The 21,488-nt window shown below is 36.6% G+C and carries 17 protein-coding genes (1 of these 17 only partly in view); 3 read left to right on the top strand and 14 right to left on the bottom strand.

Annotation, left to right across the window (positions count from 1 at the left end; genetic code table 11):
- Positions 1-309: 309 nt before the first annotated feature.
- The gene (locus tag EL165_RS21885) at positions 310-1,056 is read right to left on the bottom strand and encodes a glycerophosphodiester phosphodiesterase (protein WP_002981675.1); all 747 of its coding nucleotides are present in this window, start codon (positions 1,054-1,056) and stop codon (positions 310-312) included.
- A gap of 104 nt (positions 1,057-1,160) precedes the next feature.
- Positions 1,161-4,247 carry a TonB-dependent receptor gene (locus EL165_RS21880; protein WP_002981677.1) on the bottom strand — a complete coding sequence of 1,029 codons (3,087 nt, stop codon included), beginning with the start codon at positions 4,245-4,247 and terminating at the stop codon, positions 1,161-1,163.
- A gap of 324 nt (positions 4,248-4,571) precedes the next feature.
- On the opposite strand from EL165_RS21880, the gene ligA reads away from it, so the two are divergent.
- Positions 4,572-6,575, top strand: coding sequence for an NAD-dependent DNA ligase LigA (gene ligA / locus EL165_RS21875; RefSeq protein WP_002981678.1), 2,004 nt, complete (start codon positions 4,572-4,574; stop codon positions 6,573-6,575).
- An 87-nt stretch (positions 6,576-6,662) separates the two neighbouring features.
- On the opposite strand, the gene EL165_RS21870 is transcribed toward ligA, so the two are convergent.
- Genes EL165_RS21870 through EL165_RS21860 form a run of 3 tightly spaced genes read right to left on the bottom strand, consistent with a single transcriptional unit; the run spans position 6,663 to position 7,663 of the window.
- Positions 6,663-6,950, bottom strand: a complete 288-nt coding sequence (locus tag EL165_RS21870) for a type II toxin-antitoxin system RelE/ParE family toxin (RefSeq protein WP_002981679.1) — start codon at positions 6,948-6,950, stop codon at positions 6,663-6,665.
- Complete coding sequence (locus tag EL165_RS21865; RefSeq protein WP_002981680.1) at positions 6,932-7,168, bottom strand: hypothetical protein; 237 nt, start codon at positions 7,166-7,168, stop codon at positions 6,932-6,934. Before EL165_RS21865 ends, EL165_RS21870 begins: the two co-directional genes overlap by 19 nt.
- A 36-nt stretch (positions 7,169-7,204) precedes the next feature.
- Positions 7,205-7,663 (bottom strand): hypothetical protein, encoded by a 459-nt coding sequence (locus EL165_RS21860; protein ID WP_002981681.1) that lies wholly within the window; start codon positions 7,661-7,663, stop codon positions 7,205-7,207.
- Positions 7,664-7,895: 232 nt separating this feature from the next.
- Between EL165_RS21860 and EL165_RS21855 the strand changes: the two genes are divergently transcribed.
- Together EL165_RS21855 and EL165_RS21850 are read left to right on the top strand one after the other, a co-directional pair.
- Positions 7,896-9,890: a hypothetical protein gene (locus EL165_RS21855; protein ID WP_002981682.1), complete on the top strand. Its 1,995-nt coding sequence runs from the start codon at positions 7,896-7,898 to the stop codon at positions 9,888-9,890.
- Positions 9,891-10,327: 437 nt separating this feature from the next.
- A complete protein-coding gene (locus tag EL165_RS21850; protein ID WP_002981684.1) occupies positions 10,328-10,765 on the top strand; it encodes a hypothetical protein in 438 nt (145 codons plus the stop codon).
- A gap of 243 nt (positions 10,766-11,008) precedes the next feature.
- Here EL165_RS21850 and EL165_RS21845 read toward each other — a convergent pair whose 3' ends face one another.
- The 9 genes from EL165_RS21845 to EL165_RS21805 all read right to left on the bottom strand — a co-directional run.
- A complete protein-coding gene (locus EL165_RS21845; protein WP_002981685.1) occupies positions 11,009-11,476 on the bottom strand; it encodes a hypothetical protein in 468 nt (155 codons plus the stop codon).
- A 78-nt stretch (positions 11,477-11,554) separates the two neighbouring features.
- A complete protein-coding gene (locus tag EL165_RS21840; protein ID WP_002981686.1) occupies positions 11,555-13,270 on the bottom strand; it encodes an ATP-binding protein in 1,716 nt (571 codons plus the stop codon).
- Between the two features lie 6 nt (positions 13,271-13,276).
- Positions 13,277-14,386: a histidine kinase gene (locus EL165_RS21835; RefSeq protein WP_041461922.1), complete on the bottom strand. Its 1,110-nt coding sequence runs from the start codon at positions 14,384-14,386 to the stop codon at positions 13,277-13,279.
- A 56-nt stretch (positions 14,387-14,442) separates the two neighbouring features.
- Positions 14,443-15,492: a porin gene (locus tag EL165_RS21830; protein WP_041461923.1), complete on the bottom strand. Its 1,050-nt coding sequence runs from the start codon at positions 15,490-15,492 to the stop codon at positions 14,443-14,445.
- A gap of 103 nt (positions 15,493-15,595) precedes the next feature.
- A complete protein-coding gene (gene kdpC / locus EL165_RS21825; protein ID WP_002981689.1) occupies positions 15,596-16,153 on the bottom strand; it encodes a potassium-transporting ATPase subunit KdpC in 558 nt (185 codons plus the stop codon).
- Between the two features lie 10 nt (positions 16,154-16,163).
- Entirely contained in the window at positions 16,164-18,203 is a 2,040-nt protein-coding gene (gene kdpB, locus EL165_RS21820; RefSeq protein ID WP_041461924.1) for a potassium-transporting ATPase subunit KdpB, read from the bottom strand.
- A gap of 174 nt (positions 18,204-18,377) precedes the next feature.
- Positions 18,378-20,072, bottom strand: coding sequence for a potassium-transporting ATPase subunit KdpA (gene kdpA / locus EL165_RS21815; RefSeq protein ID WP_002981691.1), 1,695 nt, complete (start codon positions 20,070-20,072; stop codon positions 18,378-18,380).
- A 6-nt stretch (positions 20,073-20,078) separates the two neighbouring features.
- Entirely contained in the window at positions 20,079-20,156 is a 78-nt protein-coding gene (locus EL165_RS26670) for a potassium-transporting ATPase subunit F (RefSeq protein ID WP_077415921.1), read from the bottom strand.
- 354 nt (positions 20,157-20,510) lie between these two features.
- Positions 20,511-21,488, bottom strand: partial view of a sigma-54-dependent transcriptional regulator gene (locus EL165_RS21805; protein ID WP_002981692.1) — the 3' portion only. The gene runs 345 nt beyond the window's last position; the window shows 978 of its 1,323 coding nt (coding positions 346-1,323); its start codon lies beyond the right edge, outside the window — the gene reads right to left on this strand; the stop codon is at positions 20,511-20,513.

The following is a 21,488-nucleotide window of genomic DNA, read 5'->3' as shown; positions in this document are numbered from 1 at the left end:
ATTTATCTTTATTGTCTGTCTTTGAGATAATACCACACAAAGCAAGCAACATACTGAATTACAGCAAATTAAAACAAATTCTAAACACTTGATTCTTTCATTTACTTTTAAAAAGAAGGGCTAGCTTCTAAAAAAAGCAGCCTGCTTCCATATAAGAAGCAGACTGTATAAATTATTGGTTATTTGTTGAGATGGTTAAAAAATTTCGTTTGACCACCCATCAAAAATTCTTTGAATTTTCGCCACCCCTCCGGAAGAAGGGAATATTTTGTCTTTCAGTTGTAATATTTCTGAAAGGTTCTGAATTGTTTATTTGTTTTTCAACTGATCAGGGATATTGGTTGTTACAAACCCGATTCCCTGCTTCTTCAATTCATCATATACGGCAACATCATTTACAGTCCAGGCATTGGTAATTAATCCTAATGCTTTTGCTTCAGCAATCCATGTTGGGTTTTTCTGGAAAACACTGTAGTGGTAGTCCATACCATCCAATCCCTCTTTTTTGATCTGTTCAGGAGACAGCTCGCCGTTCAGATACTGAACTTTAAAGGATGGAGCCAGTTTTTTGATTTCCTTACAGATATTCAGGCTGAAGGAAATAAACTCACTTTGAGATTCCAGCTTCATATCTTTAATCATTTTAATCGTTTTCTCCGTAATTTCATTTTCTATTTCCGGAGTTTTGGCAGGCTTAATCTCGACAATTAGTTTCAGAGATTTATCTTTTTTTCCCTGCTTCAGATAATCTTTTAAAGTAGGAAAGTTTTCTCCGTTGGATAATTTCAATGCTTCGAGATCTTTGAAACTGGTTTCGGAAATTTCCATTTTACCATGGTGCTCATCATGATTGATCACCAATACACCATCTTTTGTCATTCTTACATCAAATTCAGACCCATATACTTTTAATTTCTGGGCATTTTCCAGCGATTGAAGTGAATTTTCCGTGGTAGGAGGCTGAGCCTGGAAATATCCTCTGTGGGCGATAATCTGGGTTTGTGCTTTCATCATAACTGTACTTAAAACTGCTAACCCTAAGATAAAATTTTTCATAATATAATTTAGATTATTAAAAACAAAGTCCTGAAACTTCTGATAAAGGTAGTTATTAAAAATTGAACCACGGAGACTGTATGTCTTCCGTGGCTCAAAAGAAGTTAGAAAGTATATTTTGCACCGATCTGGATCTGGTAAGGATTTCCTGTCAGAGGAACCAAACCACCTCCACTTACGTTTTTGGTGTATTCGTACTGCATCGTATCTTTATTGAACTTGGTTACCTTATACAAAGAAGTATTTGAGTATGATTTGTTTACCCCCCATTCTTTGTTAAGAAGGTTGGCTACGTTGAAGATATCTACAGAAAGTTCAAAAGCTCCGACTTTATCGAATTTAATTTTCTTGGCAACACGTACGTCCCAAACACCGTAGAAACCGTTTTTACCTCCGTTACGCTCTGCGATTCTTCCGTTATATTCATTGATATAATCTTTCAGGGCCTGTCCTACCTGCGGATCATCCAGAATGGATTTGGTAAGGTTAGGGAAGATAAAAGCAAGATCGTTGGAATCTACAAAGTCGCCGTTGATGTTTCCTCCTGTGGTTGCTGAGAAACGCGTTCCTCCGATTCCTGAATACCTGATCCCCAATGTAAATCCTGCAATGGTTGGAGAGTTACCGTAGATCACTACTTTGTTTCTGAACTGGTTGTCTGAATAAGTCATTCTCAGATCTCTCGGATCACTCTGGATCATGGTAGATAATGTTGCTGAGTTGGCTACGTTTCCGTTGTATGAAGTATTGTCTTTAATATCAGACCAAGTGTAACTTGCGGTGATTTCCCCATCTTTCCAGTAACGGTAGCTTGTATCGATTACGAATGAGAACTGGTTTACTTTACCATCGCTCACCAATTCCAGTACTCTTCCGAAATTATTATTGATTCTTCCCTGTTTCCAGTCGAAACTTACACTGTTATTGGCATTATTGGTAATAGCACCTGTAGGGATAAATACTCCTCTTCCGCCTTCATTAGCCAGGGTAAAGAAAGGATTTGCCACCATGTTTCTGTCGTAGTAAAAGTAATTATTTCTACCTAAAGCCATGTATCCGGCAATTCCAGCTCTGAATCTTTCATTGAAGAAATGGGTATACGAGATATTGGCTTTATAAACGATCGGGATTTTCGCATCTTTACCAGTATAGTTAATTGTTGGAATCTGATACTGGGAGAGAGACGGAACAGAATTATAGTCATTCCTGTAACTGTTAAAATCAGGAGTAAGACCAATCGCCGTAGGATTTACATCCACTGTAGCAAGGTGTCTACCATCAAATACCAGGTTGTTGATGATCATATAATTGTTGATATCGGAAGAGAAAATTCCGGCTCCAAACTTCAGGAAGTCTTTATTCCCTTCATTGATATTCCAGTCAAACTGGAATCTTGGCTGAATGACAAATGATTTGATCTGATTATCTGTTCTGATTCCCATTTCATCAAACAGTTTCTGGTTGAATTCTGCTTTCGGATAACCACCGTAGTCTAATCTTAAACCGGCCATCAAATCAAGTCCTTTTGCCACTTTAGTCTGAAACTGCCCATAGATACCAATGTTCCAAATGTTCGATCTTACGGACGGATCTGCCATCAAAGGAACTTCTCTGTAGAATCTGTATGGAGTAAGATTATCAAAATTGGTAAGCCCCTGAAAATGGAATCTTCCGTTCACCTCACTTCCGTATACAGATTTTGCCATTGTATACATAAGGTCGGCACCGAAAGTATATTTTACTTTATCTGTATTGTAATACAAGTTATCTACCACCTGAAATACATTATTTCTGAAGCTTTCCTGAGCAAAACGGTGTCCTCCGATCTGAATATTAGTTGACCCCACGCTTGATGATACTCCTTCCACAATCGCTCTCGGAACCGGTTTTCCTAATTGGCTGTTCTGGTAACTATCCTGGAAAGTGTAAAGATATTGTGCCTTCAATTCATTGGTCAGATTAGGCTGAAGGTTTGATCTTAATGTTAACAACAAGCTGTTATCAAGGTTTTTGTCATTTCCGTAAGATTCAAAGAAGTTGATATTGGTATTATCACCCAATCCGTTTTTATTAAGGTCGTAGGTAAAGTTATTTCTAAGCGTCAATAAGTTCTTTTCGTTGATCTGCCAGTCAAGACGTAAGAATGCAGCATCGGAGTTTCTCACTTTATCAAATGTTCCGAATTGCGGGGTGTTTCCTACCCCATATTTTGCTCTGGCAATATCCAGAAACTGGTTAAGTGTCTGTGTTGTTGTATTGAATCTTTTTTCGTCATCCGGAGACTTGATATCAGCAATGACCAATGGTCTTGAATCCAACTGATGGTCCCATGCTACGAAGAAATGCAATTTGTTTTTAATGATTGGACCTCCCAATGAAAATCCGAACTGGGAAGTAGAGAAATCATTATCTCTTTTGTTTCCTCTGATATCATATGGGCTGGAAAGCCAGTTGGTTCTTAAATATTCCCAGGCACTTCCTGAAAATTTATTGGTCCCTGATTTGGTAACAGCACTTACTGTTCCACCTCCGCTTCTTCCCAAAGTAACATCATATTGGTTGGTTGTGATTTTAAATTCACGTACCGCTTCAATAGAGATTGAGAAAGGGGCACCGCTTCGGCTGGTAGTAGCTCCGGCAGAAGTAGGATTTTTGGCTGTCATCCCATCAATTGTAAAGTTGGTGGAAGACCCCAGTTGCCCGGAAAGGTTTCCACCTTTCCCGCTCAGTGGAGATAGTTCAGCAAGATTGGCAAAGTTTCGACCGTTTACCGGGAGTATGCTGATATTTTTAGCAGAAATAGCGGTGGCCGCTCCCAGGTTTCCGATTTTGTTTTTAAGGTTCCCTGTAATCTTTACTTCTTCAATATGCTTCTCATTTCCAAGATCCATATTGACAGTAACCTGATCACCAAAATTCACATTGTACCCTTCTTTTTTATCATCGTTGACAATGACGGTGTAAGGCCCTCCAAGAGGAATTTCTTTAAATATATACTCCCCTTTTGAGTTCGTTTCCGTTTCCGTTCTGAATCCTGTAGACTCATTCACGATCGTTACTTTCACTTTTTCCTGAGCCGTACTTCCCGGTCCGGTAACTTTCCCTACAATAGAAGCCTGTGTGGTCTGTGCATAAGCCATTGTCCCAAGCCCTAAAAACAATAATCCCAGTACAATCTTTACTTTTTTCATTTCTTCCGAAGATCTATATTATTAATTTTTTGATATTCGCCCGGAAACCTCTTTGATTTTCACGATGATAGATCATTATGAGGTTTCTTTCAATCAGATGTGCAAAGGTATTTTGACTTTAAGAGCGGGGTGTTTAAGAAAGTTTTAACATTTTTTTAATTAAATCAGAACATTATGTTAAATTACTTTAAACACATGTTTTATGTTATACAGAACCAAAGTGTTAAAGCATATTAAGCATTTTTAATTTTCCCGTACTATTTTATTCTGTTATTTTTTAAATGAGATTACTTTAGTTATTTTTGCTCAAAAGATAGAAACCCAATGTCTGAAAACATTCAACAAAAGATAGAACAGCTCCGCAAAGAGCTTCATCAGCATAATGAAAATTACTACCAACTGGATACTCCCACCATCACGGATTTCGAGTTCGATATGCTTCTGCAGGAACTTCAGGATCTGGAAGCCAGGTATCCCGAGTTTTATGATGAAAATTCTCCTACGGTACGTGTAGGTGGTGGTGTTACCAAGGTTTTCCCCACGATTCAGCATAAATTCAGAATGTACTCTCTGGACAATTCCTACGATTTTGACGATCTTGAAGACTGGGAAAAGAGAATCATCAAAACGATTGACGATCCGGTAGAATTTGTTGCTGAGCTGAAATACGACGGTGCTTCCATTTCTATTCTTTATGAAAACGGTAAGCTTTCACAGGCTGTGACCCGTGGTGATGGTTTCCAGGGAGATGAAATTACCCCGAATGTACGTACCATTTCAGATATTCCATTGACCTTAAAGGGTGATTTTCCGGCTCAGTTTTTTATGCGTGGCGAAATTTATCTGACCAGAAAAAACTTTGACAAAATCAATAAACTTCGTGAGGAAGAAGGTCTTGATCCCTTCATGAATCCGAGAAATACAGCCAGCGGAAGCCTGAAAATGCAGGACAGCGCTGAGGTAAGAAAGCGTGGACTTTCTTCTGTACTGTATCAGTTTATTTCTGATGAAGTTCCTGCTGAAAGCCATTGGGAACTGCTTCAGAAAGCGCAGAGCTGGGGCTTCAAAACCTCTCAGCAGGCCAAATTATGTAAAACCATGGCTGAGGTACAGGAATTTATTACTTTCTGGGATACCGAACGCCATAATTTACCTTTTGAAATTGACGGAATTGTTTTAAAAGTGAATTCACTGCAACAGCAGAGACAGCTTGGCTATACGGCCAAATCTCCGCGTTGGGCAATGGCATATAAGTTCAAAGCGGAAAAAGTAGAGACAGAACTTCAGAGTGTGTCTTATCAGGTAGGAAGAACGGGTGCTATTACTCCTGTTGCCAACCTTAAACCTGTTTTACTGGCCGGAACGATCGTGAAAAGAGCATCCCTTCATAATGAAGATATCATTAAAAAGCTGGATCTTCATGAACATGATTTCGTGTACGTAGAAAAAGGAGGTGAAATTATTCCGAAAATTGTAGGGGTAAACACGGGTAAAAGAACGGAAGAAAGCAAAGAAATTGAATATATCAAACACTGCCCTGAATGCGGTACTGAGCTGGTAAAAATTGAAGATCAAGCCATTCATTTCTGTCCGAACGAACTTCACTGTCCGCCACAGGTTGTAGGAAGAATGATCCATTATGTTTCCAGAAAAGCATTGAATATTGACAATCTGGGAAGTGAAACAATTGAACAGCTGTACAGGGAGAGACTGATTGAAAATCCTGCTGATTTCTATGTTTTAACGAAAGAACAGCTTCTTCCGCTGGAAAGAATGGCTGAGAAATCTGCCCAGAACATCATCACAGGAATTGAAAAATCCAAAGAAGTTCCTTTTGAAAAAGTTTTGTACGGAATCGGAATTAAGCATGTAGGAGAAACGGTTGCCAAAAAACTGGTGAAAAATTTTCCAACGATTGAGGAATTAAAAAACGCTACCATTGAAGAACTTTGCCAGGTAGAAGATATCGGGACAAAAATTGCAGTAAGCATCGTTGATTTCTTCCAGAATCCTGAAAACGTACTGATGATCGAGCGATTGAAATCTTACGGAGTACAGCTTGAAAAAGGAGAAAGTACCAATGAAGTTCTATCCAATGTTCTGGAAGGAAAAACTTTCCTGTTCACCGGAAAATTGTCTTTATTTACCAGAGAATCTGCTGAAGAAATGGTAGAAAAGCATGGCGGAAAAAATATTTCTGCCGTTTCAAAAAACCTCAACTATCTTATAGTAGGTGAAAAAGCCGGAAGCAAGCTGAAAAAAGCCCAGGATATTGGGACAATTACGATTCTGGATGAGCAGCAGTTTCTGGATCTGATTGAGAAATAATAAAATTTAAAATATTTTCAGAAAAGACCATTGAAATAATTCAATGGTCTTTTATTATTATAGAAATGAGTCGAATTAAATAATTCCTCACTTTTTATCCTCTCTCCTTCCATCCCAAACAGAAAGTATGATTAACTCAGAATTTGAAAATTCATAAAATATCAGATAATCTCTTACTATTTTTACCCTTACATTATCAATATCTGTCTTTCTTCCAATAGCAGGGTGATCTGCTAGTAATCTTACATTATATAAGATCAGCTTATTGAGTTTTATACTAAAAGTTTTAGATTTATTTCTTAGCATCCAATATTCAAGAATTTCTTTTCTTTCTTTATTGGCTTTAACAGTCCAAATTACTTTTCTTTTAGCCATTCTTCTATATCCTGATTGGCCTGATCTTCCGTAAGATATGCTTTATTCTTATATTCTTCTCTTCCTTCAGCAACTCTTTCTTTTTGCTCGGTAGTAAGAATATATTCATTCTGGTCCAATTCAAAATCCAGAATCTTTTGAATTTCTTCAATAATTCTGGCTTCTTTTAATTGGGTAATTCTGTTAATTAAGTCAATTTTTAAATCTGATGTATTCATCTTATGTGATTTAAGATCAAATTTAGAAAAATTTATTTACTTAAAAACAATAATAGTATATGAAGTATTTTCTCCTGATTTTGGCAGAATCATCCTGATATGTTCTTTATTCCTGTAGTAATCTATGTAAGGTTCTTTCGTAATGATCTTCCCTTTCTCAGTTTCTTTATATTCAGCAGCCAATATAAGTTTAAGATATTGGTCATATTCCTTTTTATCCCTAAACTCAAATTCAATCCTGTCTTCTGATTTTTCTTCTTTATATTCAAACTTTCCGATTTTCGAGGTATAGTCCGGAGCTTCGTATTCGGTTAAAAGAAAGCCTAAGCCCTCAGTTCTGTCATAAAATCTGAACTTCAGCTGCTTCATTTCCTTTTTAAACTCATCCATTGTCAGTTTGTTGAAACCTTTAAGCTGTTCTAATGTGAATGTTTGAGCAGAGACCTGAATACTCAATACAACTGAAAATAATAAGAGTCCTAAAGTTTTTCTCATTGTTATTTTTTACGATAAATATAAAGAATACGGCAAGCCAAACCTAAGTTTAATATTTATATTTTTTTAGTACAGGATAAAATTTGGAAAAATATAATACGACAAGGTTTGTCGCGTTGTTGATCTATATTTGTATTGTTTAACAAAATATGGTTTCCCGTATTCATTGATTTGATGATTTTTATATCTTTATGCCAAAGAAAACTAAATACCTTTAAAATTAACACATATAATGAAAAACAAATTTATTGCGAAGTTACTCTCTTTAGTAACTATTATGGTCTTGTTATATTCCTGCAGGAATGAACTTACAACAGAACAAGAAACATACAACAACAGTAGCCAATTCAGACCAACATCTAAAACAATCCGTTTAGACCAAAGTAAACATAAATTAGCTCTTAAAACTGAATTGCAAAAAGCTGTAACCAGCCTTCAAAAAGTAAAAACCAATCTTTTTGGGAAAACTGTTAGTTATTCCAATGTATTTATTGATACAGATAATGTAACTTACATTGAAAACGGTCCAAATTTCTATACCTATACCTTTAATCTCATCCATGAGAAAGCACCAGAAAATGCACCAATTGAAAATCTGGTCTTAGCTCCCAAGAAAGACGGAACTTATAAAGAAATACTGGTTACATACAATCTTACTGCTCAAGAAAAACAATCTATTCTTAAAGGAAAAAATATAAGCACTAAAGGAAAATCCTATATCATGGAACTTAGTGGTAATACATTCAATCCTATTGCTTCCAAAAGCCAGAGCTGTTCATGGGTAGAGGCAGATTCTTATACATGGTGCAGTGAAGGAGTACACCATAATGGTGAAGGCTCTGGTAGTTGTACTGCGGAAGTTAAATCTCAATTAATTAAAGTGATGTTATTGAAATGTGAAAGCATAGATGATGGTTCTGGAAATACAGGTGGCGGTTCTACTGGTGGTGGAACAGGAGACTCTGGCGGCGGCGGCTCAGGTACAGGTGATGGTTCAGGAGGAGGAACCCCAACAGAACCTTGTAATGGAAATGGTGTTGCAACTGGACCTTTAGAGCCAAGTACTGATATTGGAGATGGAAATAATTGTTCAGGAATACCAACTACTCCTACTTTAAGTACATTTTTTATTTATGTGAAGAATCTTCCTGCTGAATTAAAAGCTTTGATAAATGATGCTTCTAATAGTGAATTTTATGAAGGGCTGAAAAGTTATTATGATGTTAGTAATGCTAGTGAAGATTCAAAGAATATTATTAGATGGGCTCTGACATTTAAGCAAAATAATTCTATCACATGGCAGGAATTCACACCAATGCTGGAATTTGCCAGCACATTTATTGCCGAAAATCCAGATACTTTAAATCCAGAACAAATTTTTATCAGGCAAAAAGATTTAAATGACGCTATACTTCAAAACTCTAATTTATTATTAGATATTCCTTGTAGTGAACTAGACGATTGGCAAACGATTGCCCAACATAATGTTCCGCAATCTGTAAAAGATAAATTACAAAATATAAAAAATCAAACAAGCTGGTGGAGCAATTGGCAGATCACAGATTTGGATGATGCAGCTAGCGCTAGAATAAATATGGATGTATTCCCAATACAGATTAATTCATTACCTAACAAACCCAATAGTACTCAAAAATATACACCTGAAGAGTTTTTTAACTTTTTTAGGCTCAACTTAAATTTGTTTGCAGAAAAATTCACTCCGATTGTTGACAATTATTACGGTATTAATGATATAGCTTTATGGAACTCATCAAATCCTTTAGGTGCACTCATTCATATCGAAATTCCAATTGATAATGGAACTGTAATTTGCAGTGGTTTTGGTCCTAAAGCATGGGTGTTTTCGACAATAAAAGCTCCTATGAGTATGGGTTATGATGGTGTCCATCCAGTCGCAGGGAATAGATTATTTGGTTACTATGTAAATCCAAATGATAATACAATGTACATATATACCAGAGGCGTTGACAGAGTATCTCAAGTAGCAACAAATAGTCCTAATCTTGCTAACTATTTAATTGAAACCTCAGCATTTTTCGGGGCAGACCAACTATGGAAAGGTATGCAGGATAATTTATCAAAATATATAAATGACAGAGGAGGAAATGCAAGTAAACTTCCAGAAAAAACTTATAGACCAAACTATACAAAAATCCGAAATTATTTAAAAGGTAAAACTCCTCTGAGTTCTTTAGGTTGTAATTAAATAAAATATTATGAAGCTGCTAAATAATATTCTTAAACTTATAGTTATAATGTATTTTGGCATTTTAGCTAAGAATATTTTACAATTAACTTTGGGATACTTATCTAACTCTGAGAACGACATTAAATTATATAAGTTATATAACTTACAAGAAAGTAATTACTCTTATGATTTTTTACTTCAATTAATCTTCATTTATGATTTTTTATTTCTAGCAGTTATATTTTATTTACCATTATATTTAATATTATATCTAATCGTTGCGAGGTTTGGTAATAAAGTTTGGTTGCAAATATTTTATCTAATAACAATATATTTATTGATAATTTATTTTTTAGGCCAAAGTAATTTTAATTATTTATTTATTATTATAACAACTTTAATAGGTTTATTGAATTGGTTCTTATTTAAAAAATGGATTAAAATAACTTAAAATAATGCTCAAAAAATTATATATAATTATGATTCTATCTTCGGTTTCGCAACCATCATTTTGCCAAACTTTAGAAAATAATTGTCCTAAAAGTTTAACATATTTTGCTTATACACTCCCTATTGACGGGGATAAATGGTATACCCCTATTAAATATTATATTCAAAATGATTTAATTGATTTAAAGATTATACATAAAGAAAAAGATGAGCTATTTATTCGATTCAAGATAGTTGAAAAATTAATTTGTGATTTTAAAGATATTAATAACTGTAATCTTAAATATAAAGTTTTGACTTACGATGAAGAAACTAATTTGTACGAACAAAGAGTATCAGAAATAGAATTCAAATTTTCTAATGGAAAAGGGAAGATTTACATTCAACATCCAAATTTCCCTCAAATTGTCAGTGATGCAACATCAATGAATGAAAGTAAGTAATACTATACAGTTGTAAATAGCAAAAATGGTAATTCATCAATAATATCAATTGATTATACCTAAGTGCCTTTGAGAATAAATATGATTGGTTATACCGACAGGTAAGCCAATCATTTTCATTTTAACCCATTTTCAGGCACTATCATAAATCTCCCTAAAAACGGGTAAACATTATACAGATGGTATGTCAGGATTTACTTCTGCAATTTATTTTGTAATAATATCCGTCAACAATACTTGAGTTTATGCTTCTTTAAGCAACACTTTCCGGAACAGTAAAATTTCTTCCTTGTTTAATCCTTCCAAAGAAATTGTGCGTTTTGTATTGGGCATCCAGTCAGGATAAAGAATCAATTCCACATAATTATCATGTATGTGAAACTCTCTGAGAACTTCCGGCTTTCTTGTATTTCTGCGATCTGATCCAAATCTCAGATTGATACACTTACCGGGAACAATGTAAAAATCTTTAGGAAACAAAAACATAGAATTCTGATTCATGAAAATTTCAAAACTGCACCATTGAAAGCTTTTACTATAGCTAAGACTTCCTTTAGTGACTGAAACAATGGTGCCATGGATATTTTTAAAAACTACAGCATCCGGCTGCTGATATTTATCAATAATCTTATTTTTCTGGGTATAAAAGACAACTCTTGAAATAATAAAAAATGCTACACCTGCCAATGGCAAATAGAAAAAAGGATCCATGAATTTAAAAGAATAGAATGACACGTTTTTAAATAAGAAAAATCAGCTATTTCTCAATCAAAGATATAACAATAACTCTTATGAAACCGGCAGTCTGAAATAAAATGTACTTCCGTTATTCAGAGAACTCTTCACTCCTATTTCTCCATGTTGTTTCTCAATAAAATTCTTTGAAATTGCTAATCCAAGCCCGGTACCATTCTGATGTTCGCCGGGAACCTGAAAATAGCGGTCAAAGATCTGTCGGTGGTATTTTTCATCAATTCCGCTTCCGGTATCAATGATGCTGAACTGAATGAAAGAATCCAGTTTCTCAACTACAATCTTAATACTTTCGTCCTGAAAAGAATGCTTTACCGCATTAGTCAGGAAATTATTCATTACCCAGACCGTTTTATCAAAATCAGCAGTCACAGCATCGCTGTCTTCTAGAAGATATTCTGTACTGATGGAAATGTTTTTCTGCTCTGCAAGCTTTTCAACGTTCTTTACAGCAGTCTGTACGATTTCTTTTGGGGAGCATTTTTCAACAGTCAGTCTGATATTTCCGGATTCTACCTGGGAAAGATTAAGCAGCTCGCCTGTGATATCCAGTAAACGTTGTCCGTCTTCATTGATGCTTTTCAACAATTCCTGCTGCTGCTCATTAAGCTCTCCGAACTTTTGGTTTCCAAGAAGCTGAACTCCCATCTTGATAGCTGAGATCGGTGTTTTCAGTTCATGGGAAATGGTTGCAATAAAATTGGTTTTGGCAAAATCAAGCTCTTTAAAAGGAGTAATATTTCTTAACAGAATTACCTTTCCGATATATTTTTTTTCCTTTTCACCAGTCTTTACAATATTAATCGGGATAATATCCTGTTCAAAATAATTCTCTTTATTATCACGGACAATTTTAATCGGATCTTTTACCGGATGATCAATATTTTTCAATAGCTCACGCATCAGATCATTATTGACAGCCACTTCATGAGCCGTTTTTCCGATAATATCTTCTTTATGGAGATTGGTAATCTTCAGCGCTTCATCATTAATCATGTAGATAAAATGGTTCTCATCCAGACCAATAACCGCATCATGCATATTATTAACCAGCGTTTCGATCCGTTTTTTATCCATCAGCTGCTTGGAAAGTGTACTGCTTTCGTATTCCTGAAGTTTCTCTGCCATGCTGTTAAAGGAATCTGCAAGACTGTTGAATTCTTCGCTTCCTTTGAAATGCACTCTTTCACTATAGTTTTTATCGGCAATCTGTTTAATACTGAAGGTCAATTGATTGATAGGCTCTGCGATGGTTTGTGGTAAATTAAAAAGTAATATAAAAGCAATCAGAAAACATACGGTTCCTAAACTTACGATCCAGAAAGTCGCATTTTCTGCTGTAATAATCGCGATATCACTCTTTCTTTCTATGCCTTTCATATTCAAAGACATAATCTTCGCCAAATCCTCACGGATGAGTTTTTCTTTATGGATATCCGGAGCTTTCAGATAACTGTCAAAATGCAGGTTCAGGTTCTGCGTGGCTTCTTTTTCTCCAAATTCTGTAAGGTTTTTTTCCTGAAGTTTATTGTTTTTCTGAAAATCAGCTATTGCAACAGTACTGTCTGTACTGATATTATCCAACGCCAGAAGCATATTTTTGGAAAACTCCAGGCTGTTATAATTCGCAGTAAGAATTTTTTCAGTATCGGATTTTAATTTATTGATATATACAGAACCTATGACTGAAAGCAGAACAATCAGCAGAAATAAAAGGCCCACGCCTAAGGTAAGTTTCGTTTTAAGTTTCATTACTTTTTAAGATAAAATAATAATATCTATCTGTCTTTCATTCAGTCTGTTCATCAGGGTATAGATCCAGCTGTATCCCAAGAGCCGATGCCAGAACCTGGCATGAGGCTTCCCAATACAGACCGTTGTAATATTATGGGCTATCACATATTCCAGAATTCCGTTATGAACGCTGCTTTCCTTGATGCGGACTACTTTGGCACCTAATTCCTGTGCTAAATTAAAATTATTAATCAAATACCGCTGCTTATCCAGCGCAATTTTTTCAGGATTTTCTGAGGGTTTCTGCACGTATAAAACCGTCCACGGGCTGTTATAATAACTGGCTAACCTTGCTGTCTTCCGAATAATAGTTTTGGCAATCTTCTCGTTACTGCTGATGCAGGCCAGAAATTTTATCGGTTTAAAATTTTCTGTTTTGATCTCTGTTTCTACCTTTCTCTCCACGTGGGTAGCTACTTCTTTTAAGGCTAACTCACGAAGCTGCAGAATATGCCCGCTTTGGAAGAAATTACTCAGCGCGGTCTGAATTTTTTCTTTTTTATAGATTTTTCCTTCTTTCAAACGGGTCAGCAATTCATCAGCGGTAAGGTCAATATTCACTACTTCGTCTGCCAATGCAAGAATTTTATCCGGAACCCGCTCTGCTACTTCCACTCCCGTGATTTTTTTTACCTCTTCATTCAGGCTTTCGATGTGCTGGATATTCATGGCACTGATGACGTTGATTCCGTTATCCAAAATTTCCAGCACATCCTGCCATCTTTTTTTATTTTTAGAACCTTCTACGTTGGTATGGGCCAGCTCATCTACTAACACGACTTCAGGATGTTCATTGATAATGGCCTGAAGATCCATTTCCTCAAGGTTCTTTCCTTTATAAAAAACCGATTTTCTTTCAATTTGCGGAATACCTTCTACCAGAGCTTCGGTTTCTTCCCGTCCATGGGTTTCGATATAGCCAATCTTTACATCAATGCCATTTCGCAAAAGAGAATGAGCTTCCTGAAGCATACGGAAAGTCTTTCCCACACCTGCACTCATCCCGATATAAATTTTGAATTTTCCTTTTCGGGACTTCTGAATCAGTTCTAAAAAATCTTTTGCTGATGACATTGATTTAATTCTTTTTAATTTTACTTTAAGCACTATTCTCTGTGACTAAACCGATATTAAAACCAGACCGCTAAACTCGATGTTATAAAGAAATTTCCCTTTTTAAATTCATCATTTTTCGCGAAAATAGCATCTTTTGAAGTCAAGCCTCTCGCTTCTGTACGAAAAACAACATTTTTAAATATTGCATAGTCTACATTCAGCGAATATCCGAAAGTCTGAAATCCGTTAGGTGTATCAGTGCTGATGATCACTCCGTTTTTATCATTATAATATTCCAACCTTCCTGCCAGTGCCCATTTATTATCCAGTTGATATTTCATCTGAACATTCGGGCTGTACCAGATGTTGTACTGCTCGCTTCCTTTTGATTTCTGTTCTGCACCGATATCAAATCCCAATACCGCGGAAAACTGATCCGTTATCTGGAAACTTCCATATAAATCATGGAAATAACGCATTCTTTTATCCTCTTTTGCTTTATCATTTCCAATAAACGAACTGCTGTTCAGGGTAATTTTATCATTGGGTTTATAAGTTACCTGGTGACCAAAAGAAATACTCTGATTTCCCTCAGCCTTTGCGATACGCTGCCATCCGTTCAATACCAATCCGCTTAAAAACCATTTCCCATTATCTGAAGTGTAGGAAATTTTGGCTCCGGTTTCAAAATACGGAGAATTCTCTGCAGCTAAGCTTCTTGTCAGATTGACATTATCTTTCCCAATGGCACTTTCCCAGCCGATATGTGAAGGCATAATCCCTGCATCAATCCATAAGTTTTTATTTTTTGATATTCTGATTCCTACATTGGCTTCATTCACGTACCGTAATGCATTTTGTTCAGCTGCCATATTATCCTGTGCGTAAGTTCCGGCCATTAAAGCTACATTGGCACGGATATTTTCACTCTGATAATTGGCTTTAACCAATCCCAGGTTAAGATTCATTTCATTGTGTCTGTTGTATGAGTATAAAAAATTCTGACGGATATGATTGGCAGGCTCATTAAAATCGTAGGTATAAAACAGTTCTGCATAAGCGGAAAATGTAACTTTATTGCCTGTTTTTAATGAGTCTGATGACTGTGCTTTGGAGAAAAACATTCCCAATACGGCTCCTATGACTAAATATTTTTTCACTTTTATTAAGGTATGTTAACCATGTCAAGGTTTAAAGCCCCGACATGATTATTTGATTATTAATTTATTATTTTAATTGATCCAAAGCAATATTAAGCTTCAGAACATTCACTTTTGATGGTCCGAAAAGTCCTAAAAGCGGCTTTTCAGTATTAGTATTAATCAAATTTCTGATCTGTTCCTCGGAAAGGTTTCTCACTTTTGCAATTCTCTTGGCCTGATACAATGCTCCTTCTTCAGAAATATCCGGATCCAGCCCGCTTCCACTTGCTGTAACAAGCTCTACAGGGACTTTGGTATTCCCCATTTCAGGATTATCCATTTTCAAAGTATCAATTCTTTTCTGTACAATCTCCAGATATTCTTTGTTGCTTGGACCTTTGTTGCTTCCCCCGCTTCCTGCTGCATTATAATTGACTGAGGAAGGACGGCCGTGAAAGTATTTCTCAGATTTAAATTCCTGTCCGATATTGGCATAAAACTTCTGTCCTTTATTGTAAATAAGTTCTCCGTTTCCTTTGTTGGGAAGTATTTTAGATCCTCCATATACTACAGCCAGATAAATTCCTGTTACCACCAGCATTACAAGTGTTAATCTGAATGCTGAAACAATATGATTTTTCATTTTTTAAATTTTAATAGAATAAACTGATTATCAGATCAATGATTTTGATTCCGATGAATGGAACAATAACTCCGCCCAAACCATAGATCAAAAGGTTTCTTCTTAACAATGCACTGGCTCCGATTGGCTTATAAGCTACTCCTTTCAGTGCCAGCGGAATCAGGAATGGAATAATCACCGCATTGAAAATAACCGCTGATAATATGGCCGTTTCCGGGCTGTGAAGATTCATAATATTCAATTTCTGCAGAGAAGGAATAAACGTGATAAAGAGTGCAGGAATAATCGCAAAATACTTCGCTACGTCATTCGCAATACTGAAAGTCGTCAGCGTTCCTCTTGTCATCAACAGCTGCTTCCCGATTTCCACAATTTCAATCAGTTTTGTGGGGTCATTATCAAGGTCTACCATGTTTCCGGCTTCTTTTGCGGCTTGAGTTCCACTGTTCATAGCTACACCTACATCTGCCTGAGCTAATGCCGGAGCGTCATTGGTTCCGTCTCCCATCATGGCAACCAGCTTACCTTCCTGCTGTTCTTTTTTGATGTAATTCATTTTATCTTCAGGTTTGGCTTCTGCGATAAAATCGTCTACTCCAGCTTTTTCTGCAATGAATTTTGCAGTCAGAGGATTATCTCCGGTTACCATTACCGTTTTTACGCCCATTTTTCTCAATCTCTGGAAACGTTCCTGAATTCCGGTTTTGATGATATCCTGAAGTTCAATAACACCCCATACTTTTTCATTAACGGCAACTACTAAGGGAGTTCCTCCGTTTTCAGAAATTTTGGTTACTGCATCCTGGGTTTCCTGCGGGAAGATATTCCCGGCTTTTTCAGTCAGTTTTTTTATCGTATCGTAAGCTCCTTTACGGATTCTTGTTTCATCAAAATCAATTCCTGAAGTTCTTGTTTCCGCAGTAAAATCGATATAGGTAGGATTGGAAACCAATAAATCTTCGGTTTTTAAGGCACTCAGTTCAATGATGGATTTTCCTTCCGGCGTTTCATCCGCTACAGAACTTAATGCAGAAGCTTTAATGAATTCTTCAAGCTGAATTCCATTAGCAGGATGAAATTGGGTAGCCTTACGGTTACCGATGGTGATTGTTCCGGTTTTATCAAGCAGCAGGACGTCAATATCTCCCGCAGTTTCCACTGCTTTACCACTTTTGGTAATCACATTCGCTCTCAGCGCTCTGTCCATTCCCGCAATCCCGATTGCAGAAAGCAGACCACCGATGGTTGTCGGAATAAGACAAACGAAAAGAGATATAAATGCCGCTATGGTAATCGGAGTCTGCGCATAGTCTGCAAAAGGCTTTAAAGTGAGGGTAACAATTATAAATGTAAGCGTGAATCCTGCTAATAATATGGTTAATGCAATTTCGTTTGGTGTCTTTTGTCTTGATGCTCCTTCTACAAGAGCAATCATTTTATCTAAGAAGGATTCTCCCGGTTTTGTGGTTACTTTCACTTTAATTCTGTCTGACAATACTTTTGTACCTCCTGTTACAGAACTTTTATCTCCTCCGGCTTCGCGGATTACAGGGGCACTTTCTCCGGTAATTGCAGATTCATCAATAGTTGCCAGACCTTCAATAATCTCTCCATCCATCGGAATCTGATCTCCAGCCTCACAAAGGAAAATATCACCTAATTTCATTTCAGCAGACATTTTCAGACTTGTTTCTACCTGGAACCCCGGTTTGTTATCAAGGACTACTCTGGCCGGAGTTTCTTCCCTTGTTTTTCTGAGGGTATCAGCCTGTGCTTTTCCTCTTGCCTCTGCAATAGCTTCTGCAAAGTTGGCAAACAGAACGGTGAAAAATAAAATAATAAATACTAAAAAGTTATAGGAAAAGCTTCCCTGGGTTTTATCACCGGTAAGACTGAACATGCTTACGATAAACATAACAATGGTTCCGATTTCCACCAGAAACATTACCGGATTTTTAAACATAATTTTCGGATTCAGCTTTACGAAGGACTGTTTTATCGCTTCGTTAACCAAATCTCTTTGAAATAATGTTTGTGACTGATTTTTCATTTTTTTGAAAGAGTTTATATCATTTAAATCAATAGTAACCATCAAGGTCTGCCGGATCATAAGGATAGATATGGATAATAGTAAGTGAACGTTTCGTAAGTGTCAGACTAGCTTCCTTACACTTTTCAGCTTCCTTAATGGTTGAATATTGATTTTAATTTTTAATGTTCACATTTATTTTGAGAAGTACTGGATCTGTTCTGCAATAGGCCCTAATGTCAATGCAGGGAAGAAAGACAGTGCTGCAATCAGTAAAATCACCGCCAGGGTCATAAATCCGAAAGTAGCCGTATCTGTTTTCAGTGTTCCTGCACTTTCCGGGATATATTTCTTCTGTGCCAACAGACCTGCAATGGCTACTGGTCCTATGATCGGGATAAATCTTGAGAGTAACAGTACAATTCCTGTTGAGATATTCCACCATGGTGTGTTGTCTCCCAATCCTTCAAATCCGGATCCGTTATTGGCTGCGGAAGAAGTAAACTCGTACAGCATTTCACTGAAACCATGGAAGCCCGGGTTATTCAATGTTTTTGCTCCAAACTCCGGTAGATAAGCTGTTAAAGCTGTTCCTGCAAGAATTAAGAAAGGATGGAATAAAGCGACGATCATCGCAATTTTCATTTCCTTCGCTTCAATCTTTTTACCCATAAATTCCGGCGTTCGTCCTACCATCAGACCACTGATAAACACCGCCAGAATGATAAAGATGAAATAGTTCAGGATTCCGACTCCACAGCCTCCGTAGAAGCAGTTGATCATCATGGCAAGCAGCTCATTCATCCCCGAAAGAGGCATTGTACTGTCGTGCATTGCATTCACAGAACCTGTAGAAATTACAGTAGTGGCGATACTCCAATATCCTGAAGCAGCACTTCCAAAGCGGATTTCTTTACCTTCCATAGCACCCAGACTCTTGTCTGCACCCATTTGGGTAATCAAAGGGTTTCCTCCCGTTTCATTCACTATATTCGGAATGGTAAGTGCCAGAAAACCGACCGTCATTACCGTAAAGATTACCCATGAGAGTTTTCTTTTATTCAGATAAAAGCCCAATGCAAATACCAATGCAAAAGGAATGATCATTTGAGTAACCATTTCTGTCATATTGGTTATATAATTAGGATTTTCAAGCGGATGTGCTGAGTTGGCTCCGAAAAATCCACCTCCGTTGGTTCCCAGGTGTTTAATGGCAACAAATGCAGATACAGGACCTCTGGAAACGTCTGCCTTCTGACCTTCAAGTGTTATAATATGATCTTTCCCTTCAAAAGTCATCGGACTTCCATTAATAGAAAGGATTAAAGCAACAATCACACTGATCGGAACCAGGATTCTGATCATGGATTTTGTAAAATAATCGTAGAAATTGCCAAGTTCTGTACTTGTCTTTTCTTTAAAAGCTTTGAAAAGAACAGCCATTGCTGCCATTCCCGTTGCAGCCGTAACAAACTGTAAAAACATCAGATAAAGCTGGCTCAGATAACTTACTCCCGTTTCTCCTGAATAGTGCTGTAAATTACAGTTAACTAAGAATGAAATGGTCGTATTAAAAGCCAGATCAGGTGACATATTCGGATTTCCGTCAGGGTTTAAAGGAAGCCACGCCTGATTCAGCAAAAGAAGAAAGCCAATGATAAACCAGATCAGATTAATCGCCAGCATGGCATACATATTCTGTTTCCAGTTCATCTGGCGGGCAGGATTAATTCCCGAAACTTTATAAATTAACTTTTCAACGGGTTCAAAAACCGGATCCAGAAAAGTTTTTTTGTATCCGTAGACATTAGCTATATATTTCCCTAAAAATATTCCGATAACTAATGTGATAGCAAACATTGCTATAATGCCTAAAATCTCTGTATTCATGACTAATTAAAATTTTTCAGGTTTTATTAAAACATAACAGATATACACGAAGGCAAGTATTGAGAGGAAAAATAAACTCCACATAATTTATATTCTATCAAAAAATTCAACTGATTTATATAAAAGCCAAAACAACACTGCAAAAAGCAGAATTAAACTTATCAGCATCATATCTTAAATATTAAGGTTAAAAGAGTCAACAATACATACGATACAATCAGCAGACTAAAAGTAGAGTGCTCCCGTTTTTTAAACGTTTTTCTAGAAATTGTCATTTTTAAATATTTTATTCAGAGACTATATGCCAAAAGAAAGTCCATTCTGAAAAACAAACAATTAAAATACTGAATAACAATCAATTAAATCAAAACACTCACCTATATAAAAACAGAAAAGCCTATCAAAATGATAGGCTCTTTATTAAAATGATAAAAAAATTTATTTTAATCCATATTCTTCAAGTTTCCGGTACAATGTGGCAATACCGATCTCAAGCAAACGGGCAGCTTCTGCTTTGTTTCCTTTTGTATATTGTAATACTTTTTGGATATGTATTTTTTCCAGTGATCTGATGCTTAATGAATCACTTTCAGGAACAGCTTTTTCCGAGTAATGGGGAAGGCTGCCTGCATCAAGGATATTGTCATCCATCAAAATCAAGCTGCGTTCCACAGCATTTCTCAATTCTCGGATATTTCCTTTCCAGTCGTTGCGCTCCAGCGCTTTATAATAATCAGGATTTACCTGAACGGATGCAAGATGAAGTTTATGGGAAAAAATATCTATAAAATGTTTGGCAATAGCTTTCAGATCTTCTTTTCTTTCCCTTAGTGGCGGAAGTGTGATCTCAAATACATTCAATCTGAAATAAAGATCCTCTCTGAAATTTCCCTGCTTTATTTCACCCTCCAGATCCCGGTTGGTTGCAGCAATTAGCCTGAAGTCGGATTTGGAAACTTTGGTTTCTCCCATTTTGATAAACTCTCCGGTTTCCAGCACTCTGAGCAGCTTTGCCTGCAATTCTATCGGCATTTCACCTATTTCATCAAGAAACAGGGTTCCTCCATTCGCTTCTTCAATCAATCCTTTTTTATCTTTTACCGCACCGGTAAAAGCACCTTGTTTATGTCCGAAAAGTTCACTCTCCAGGATTTCTTTACTGAATGCAGAGCAATTGATAGCTACAAATCTGTTCTTCTTCCTGTCGCTCCCTTCATGAATAGCACTGGCAAAGACTTCCTTTCCTGTTCCGGTTTCTCCTGTAAGAAGTACGGCTGCATCCGTCAGAGCCACTTTTTCTGCCAGCTTTTTAGCTTGTAAAATTAGTGGTGATTTACCTATGATTTGGTCAAACCCTTTCGTTGCAGTCTGCTGAACCACTCTCGATTTATTATCTTTCACCTTGTCAAGAGCTTT

It is taken from the genome of Chryseobacterium gleum (assembly GCF_900636535.1).
GTDB lineage: Bacteria > Bacteroidota > Bacteroidia > Flavobacteriales > Weeksellaceae > Chryseobacterium > Chryseobacterium gleum.
Note: the sequence above shows the minus strand (reverse complement) of the source record. Positions and strands in the feature narration are given on the sequence as shown.

Excerpts from the sequence above, each read along its gene's own strand:
- EL165_RS21885 (WP_002981675.1), bottom strand. The coding sequence starts at position 1,056 with ATGAAAAATTTTATCTTAGGGTTAGCAGTTTTAAGTACAGTTATGATG.
- EL165_RS21880 (WP_002981677.1), bottom strand. The coding sequence starts at position 4,247 with ATGAAAAAAGTAAAGATTGTACTGGGATTATTGTTTTTAGGGCTTGGG.
- ligA (WP_002981678.1), top strand. The coding sequence starts at position 4,572 with ATGTCTGAAAACATTCAACAAAAGATAGAACAGCTCCGCAAAGAGCTT.
- EL165_RS21870 (WP_002981679.1), bottom strand. The coding sequence starts at position 6,950 with ATGGCTAAAAGAAAAGTAATTTGGACTGTTAAAGCCAATAAAGAAAGA.
- EL165_RS21865 (WP_002981680.1), bottom strand. The coding sequence starts at position 7,168 with ATGAATACATCAGATTTAAAAATTGACTTAATTAACAGAATTACCCAA.
- EL165_RS21860 (WP_002981681.1), bottom strand. The coding sequence starts at position 7,663 with ATGAGAAAAACTTTAGGACTCTTATTATTTTCAGTTGTATTGAGTATT.
- EL165_RS21855 (WP_002981682.1), top strand. The coding sequence starts at position 7,896 with ATGAAAAACAAATTTATTGCGAAGTTACTCTCTTTAGTAACTATTATG.
- EL165_RS21850 (WP_002981684.1), top strand. The coding sequence starts at position 10,328 with ATGCTCAAAAAATTATATATAATTATGATTCTATCTTCGGTTTCGCAA.
- EL165_RS21845 (WP_002981685.1), bottom strand. The coding sequence starts at position 11,476 with ATGGATCCTTTTTTCTATTTGCCATTGGCAGGTGTAGCATTTTTTATT.
- EL165_RS21840 (WP_002981686.1), bottom strand. The coding sequence starts at position 13,270 with ATGAAACTTAAAACGAAACTTACCTTAGGCGTGGGCCTTTTATTTCTG.
- EL165_RS21835 (WP_041461922.1), bottom strand. The coding sequence starts at position 14,386 with ATGTCATCAGCAAAAGATTTTTTAGAACTGATTCAGAAGTCCCGAAAA.
- EL165_RS21830 (WP_041461923.1), bottom strand. The coding sequence starts at position 15,492 with ATGTTTTTCTCCAAAGCACAGTCATCAGACTCATTAAAAACAGGCAAT.
- kdpC (WP_002981689.1), bottom strand. The coding sequence starts at position 16,153 with ATGAAAAATCATATTGTTTCAGCATTCAGATTAACACTTGTAATGCTG.
- kdpB (WP_041461924.1), bottom strand. The coding sequence starts at position 18,203 with ATGAAAAATCAGTCACAAACATTATTTCAAAGAGATTTGGTTAACGAA.
- kdpA (WP_002981691.1), bottom strand. The coding sequence starts at position 20,072 with ATGAATACAGAGATTTTAGGCATTATAGCAATGTTTGCTATCACATTA.
- EL165_RS26670 (WP_077415921.1), bottom strand. The coding sequence starts at position 20,156 with ATGTGGAGTTTATTTTTCCTCTCAATACTTGCCTTCGTGTATATCTGT.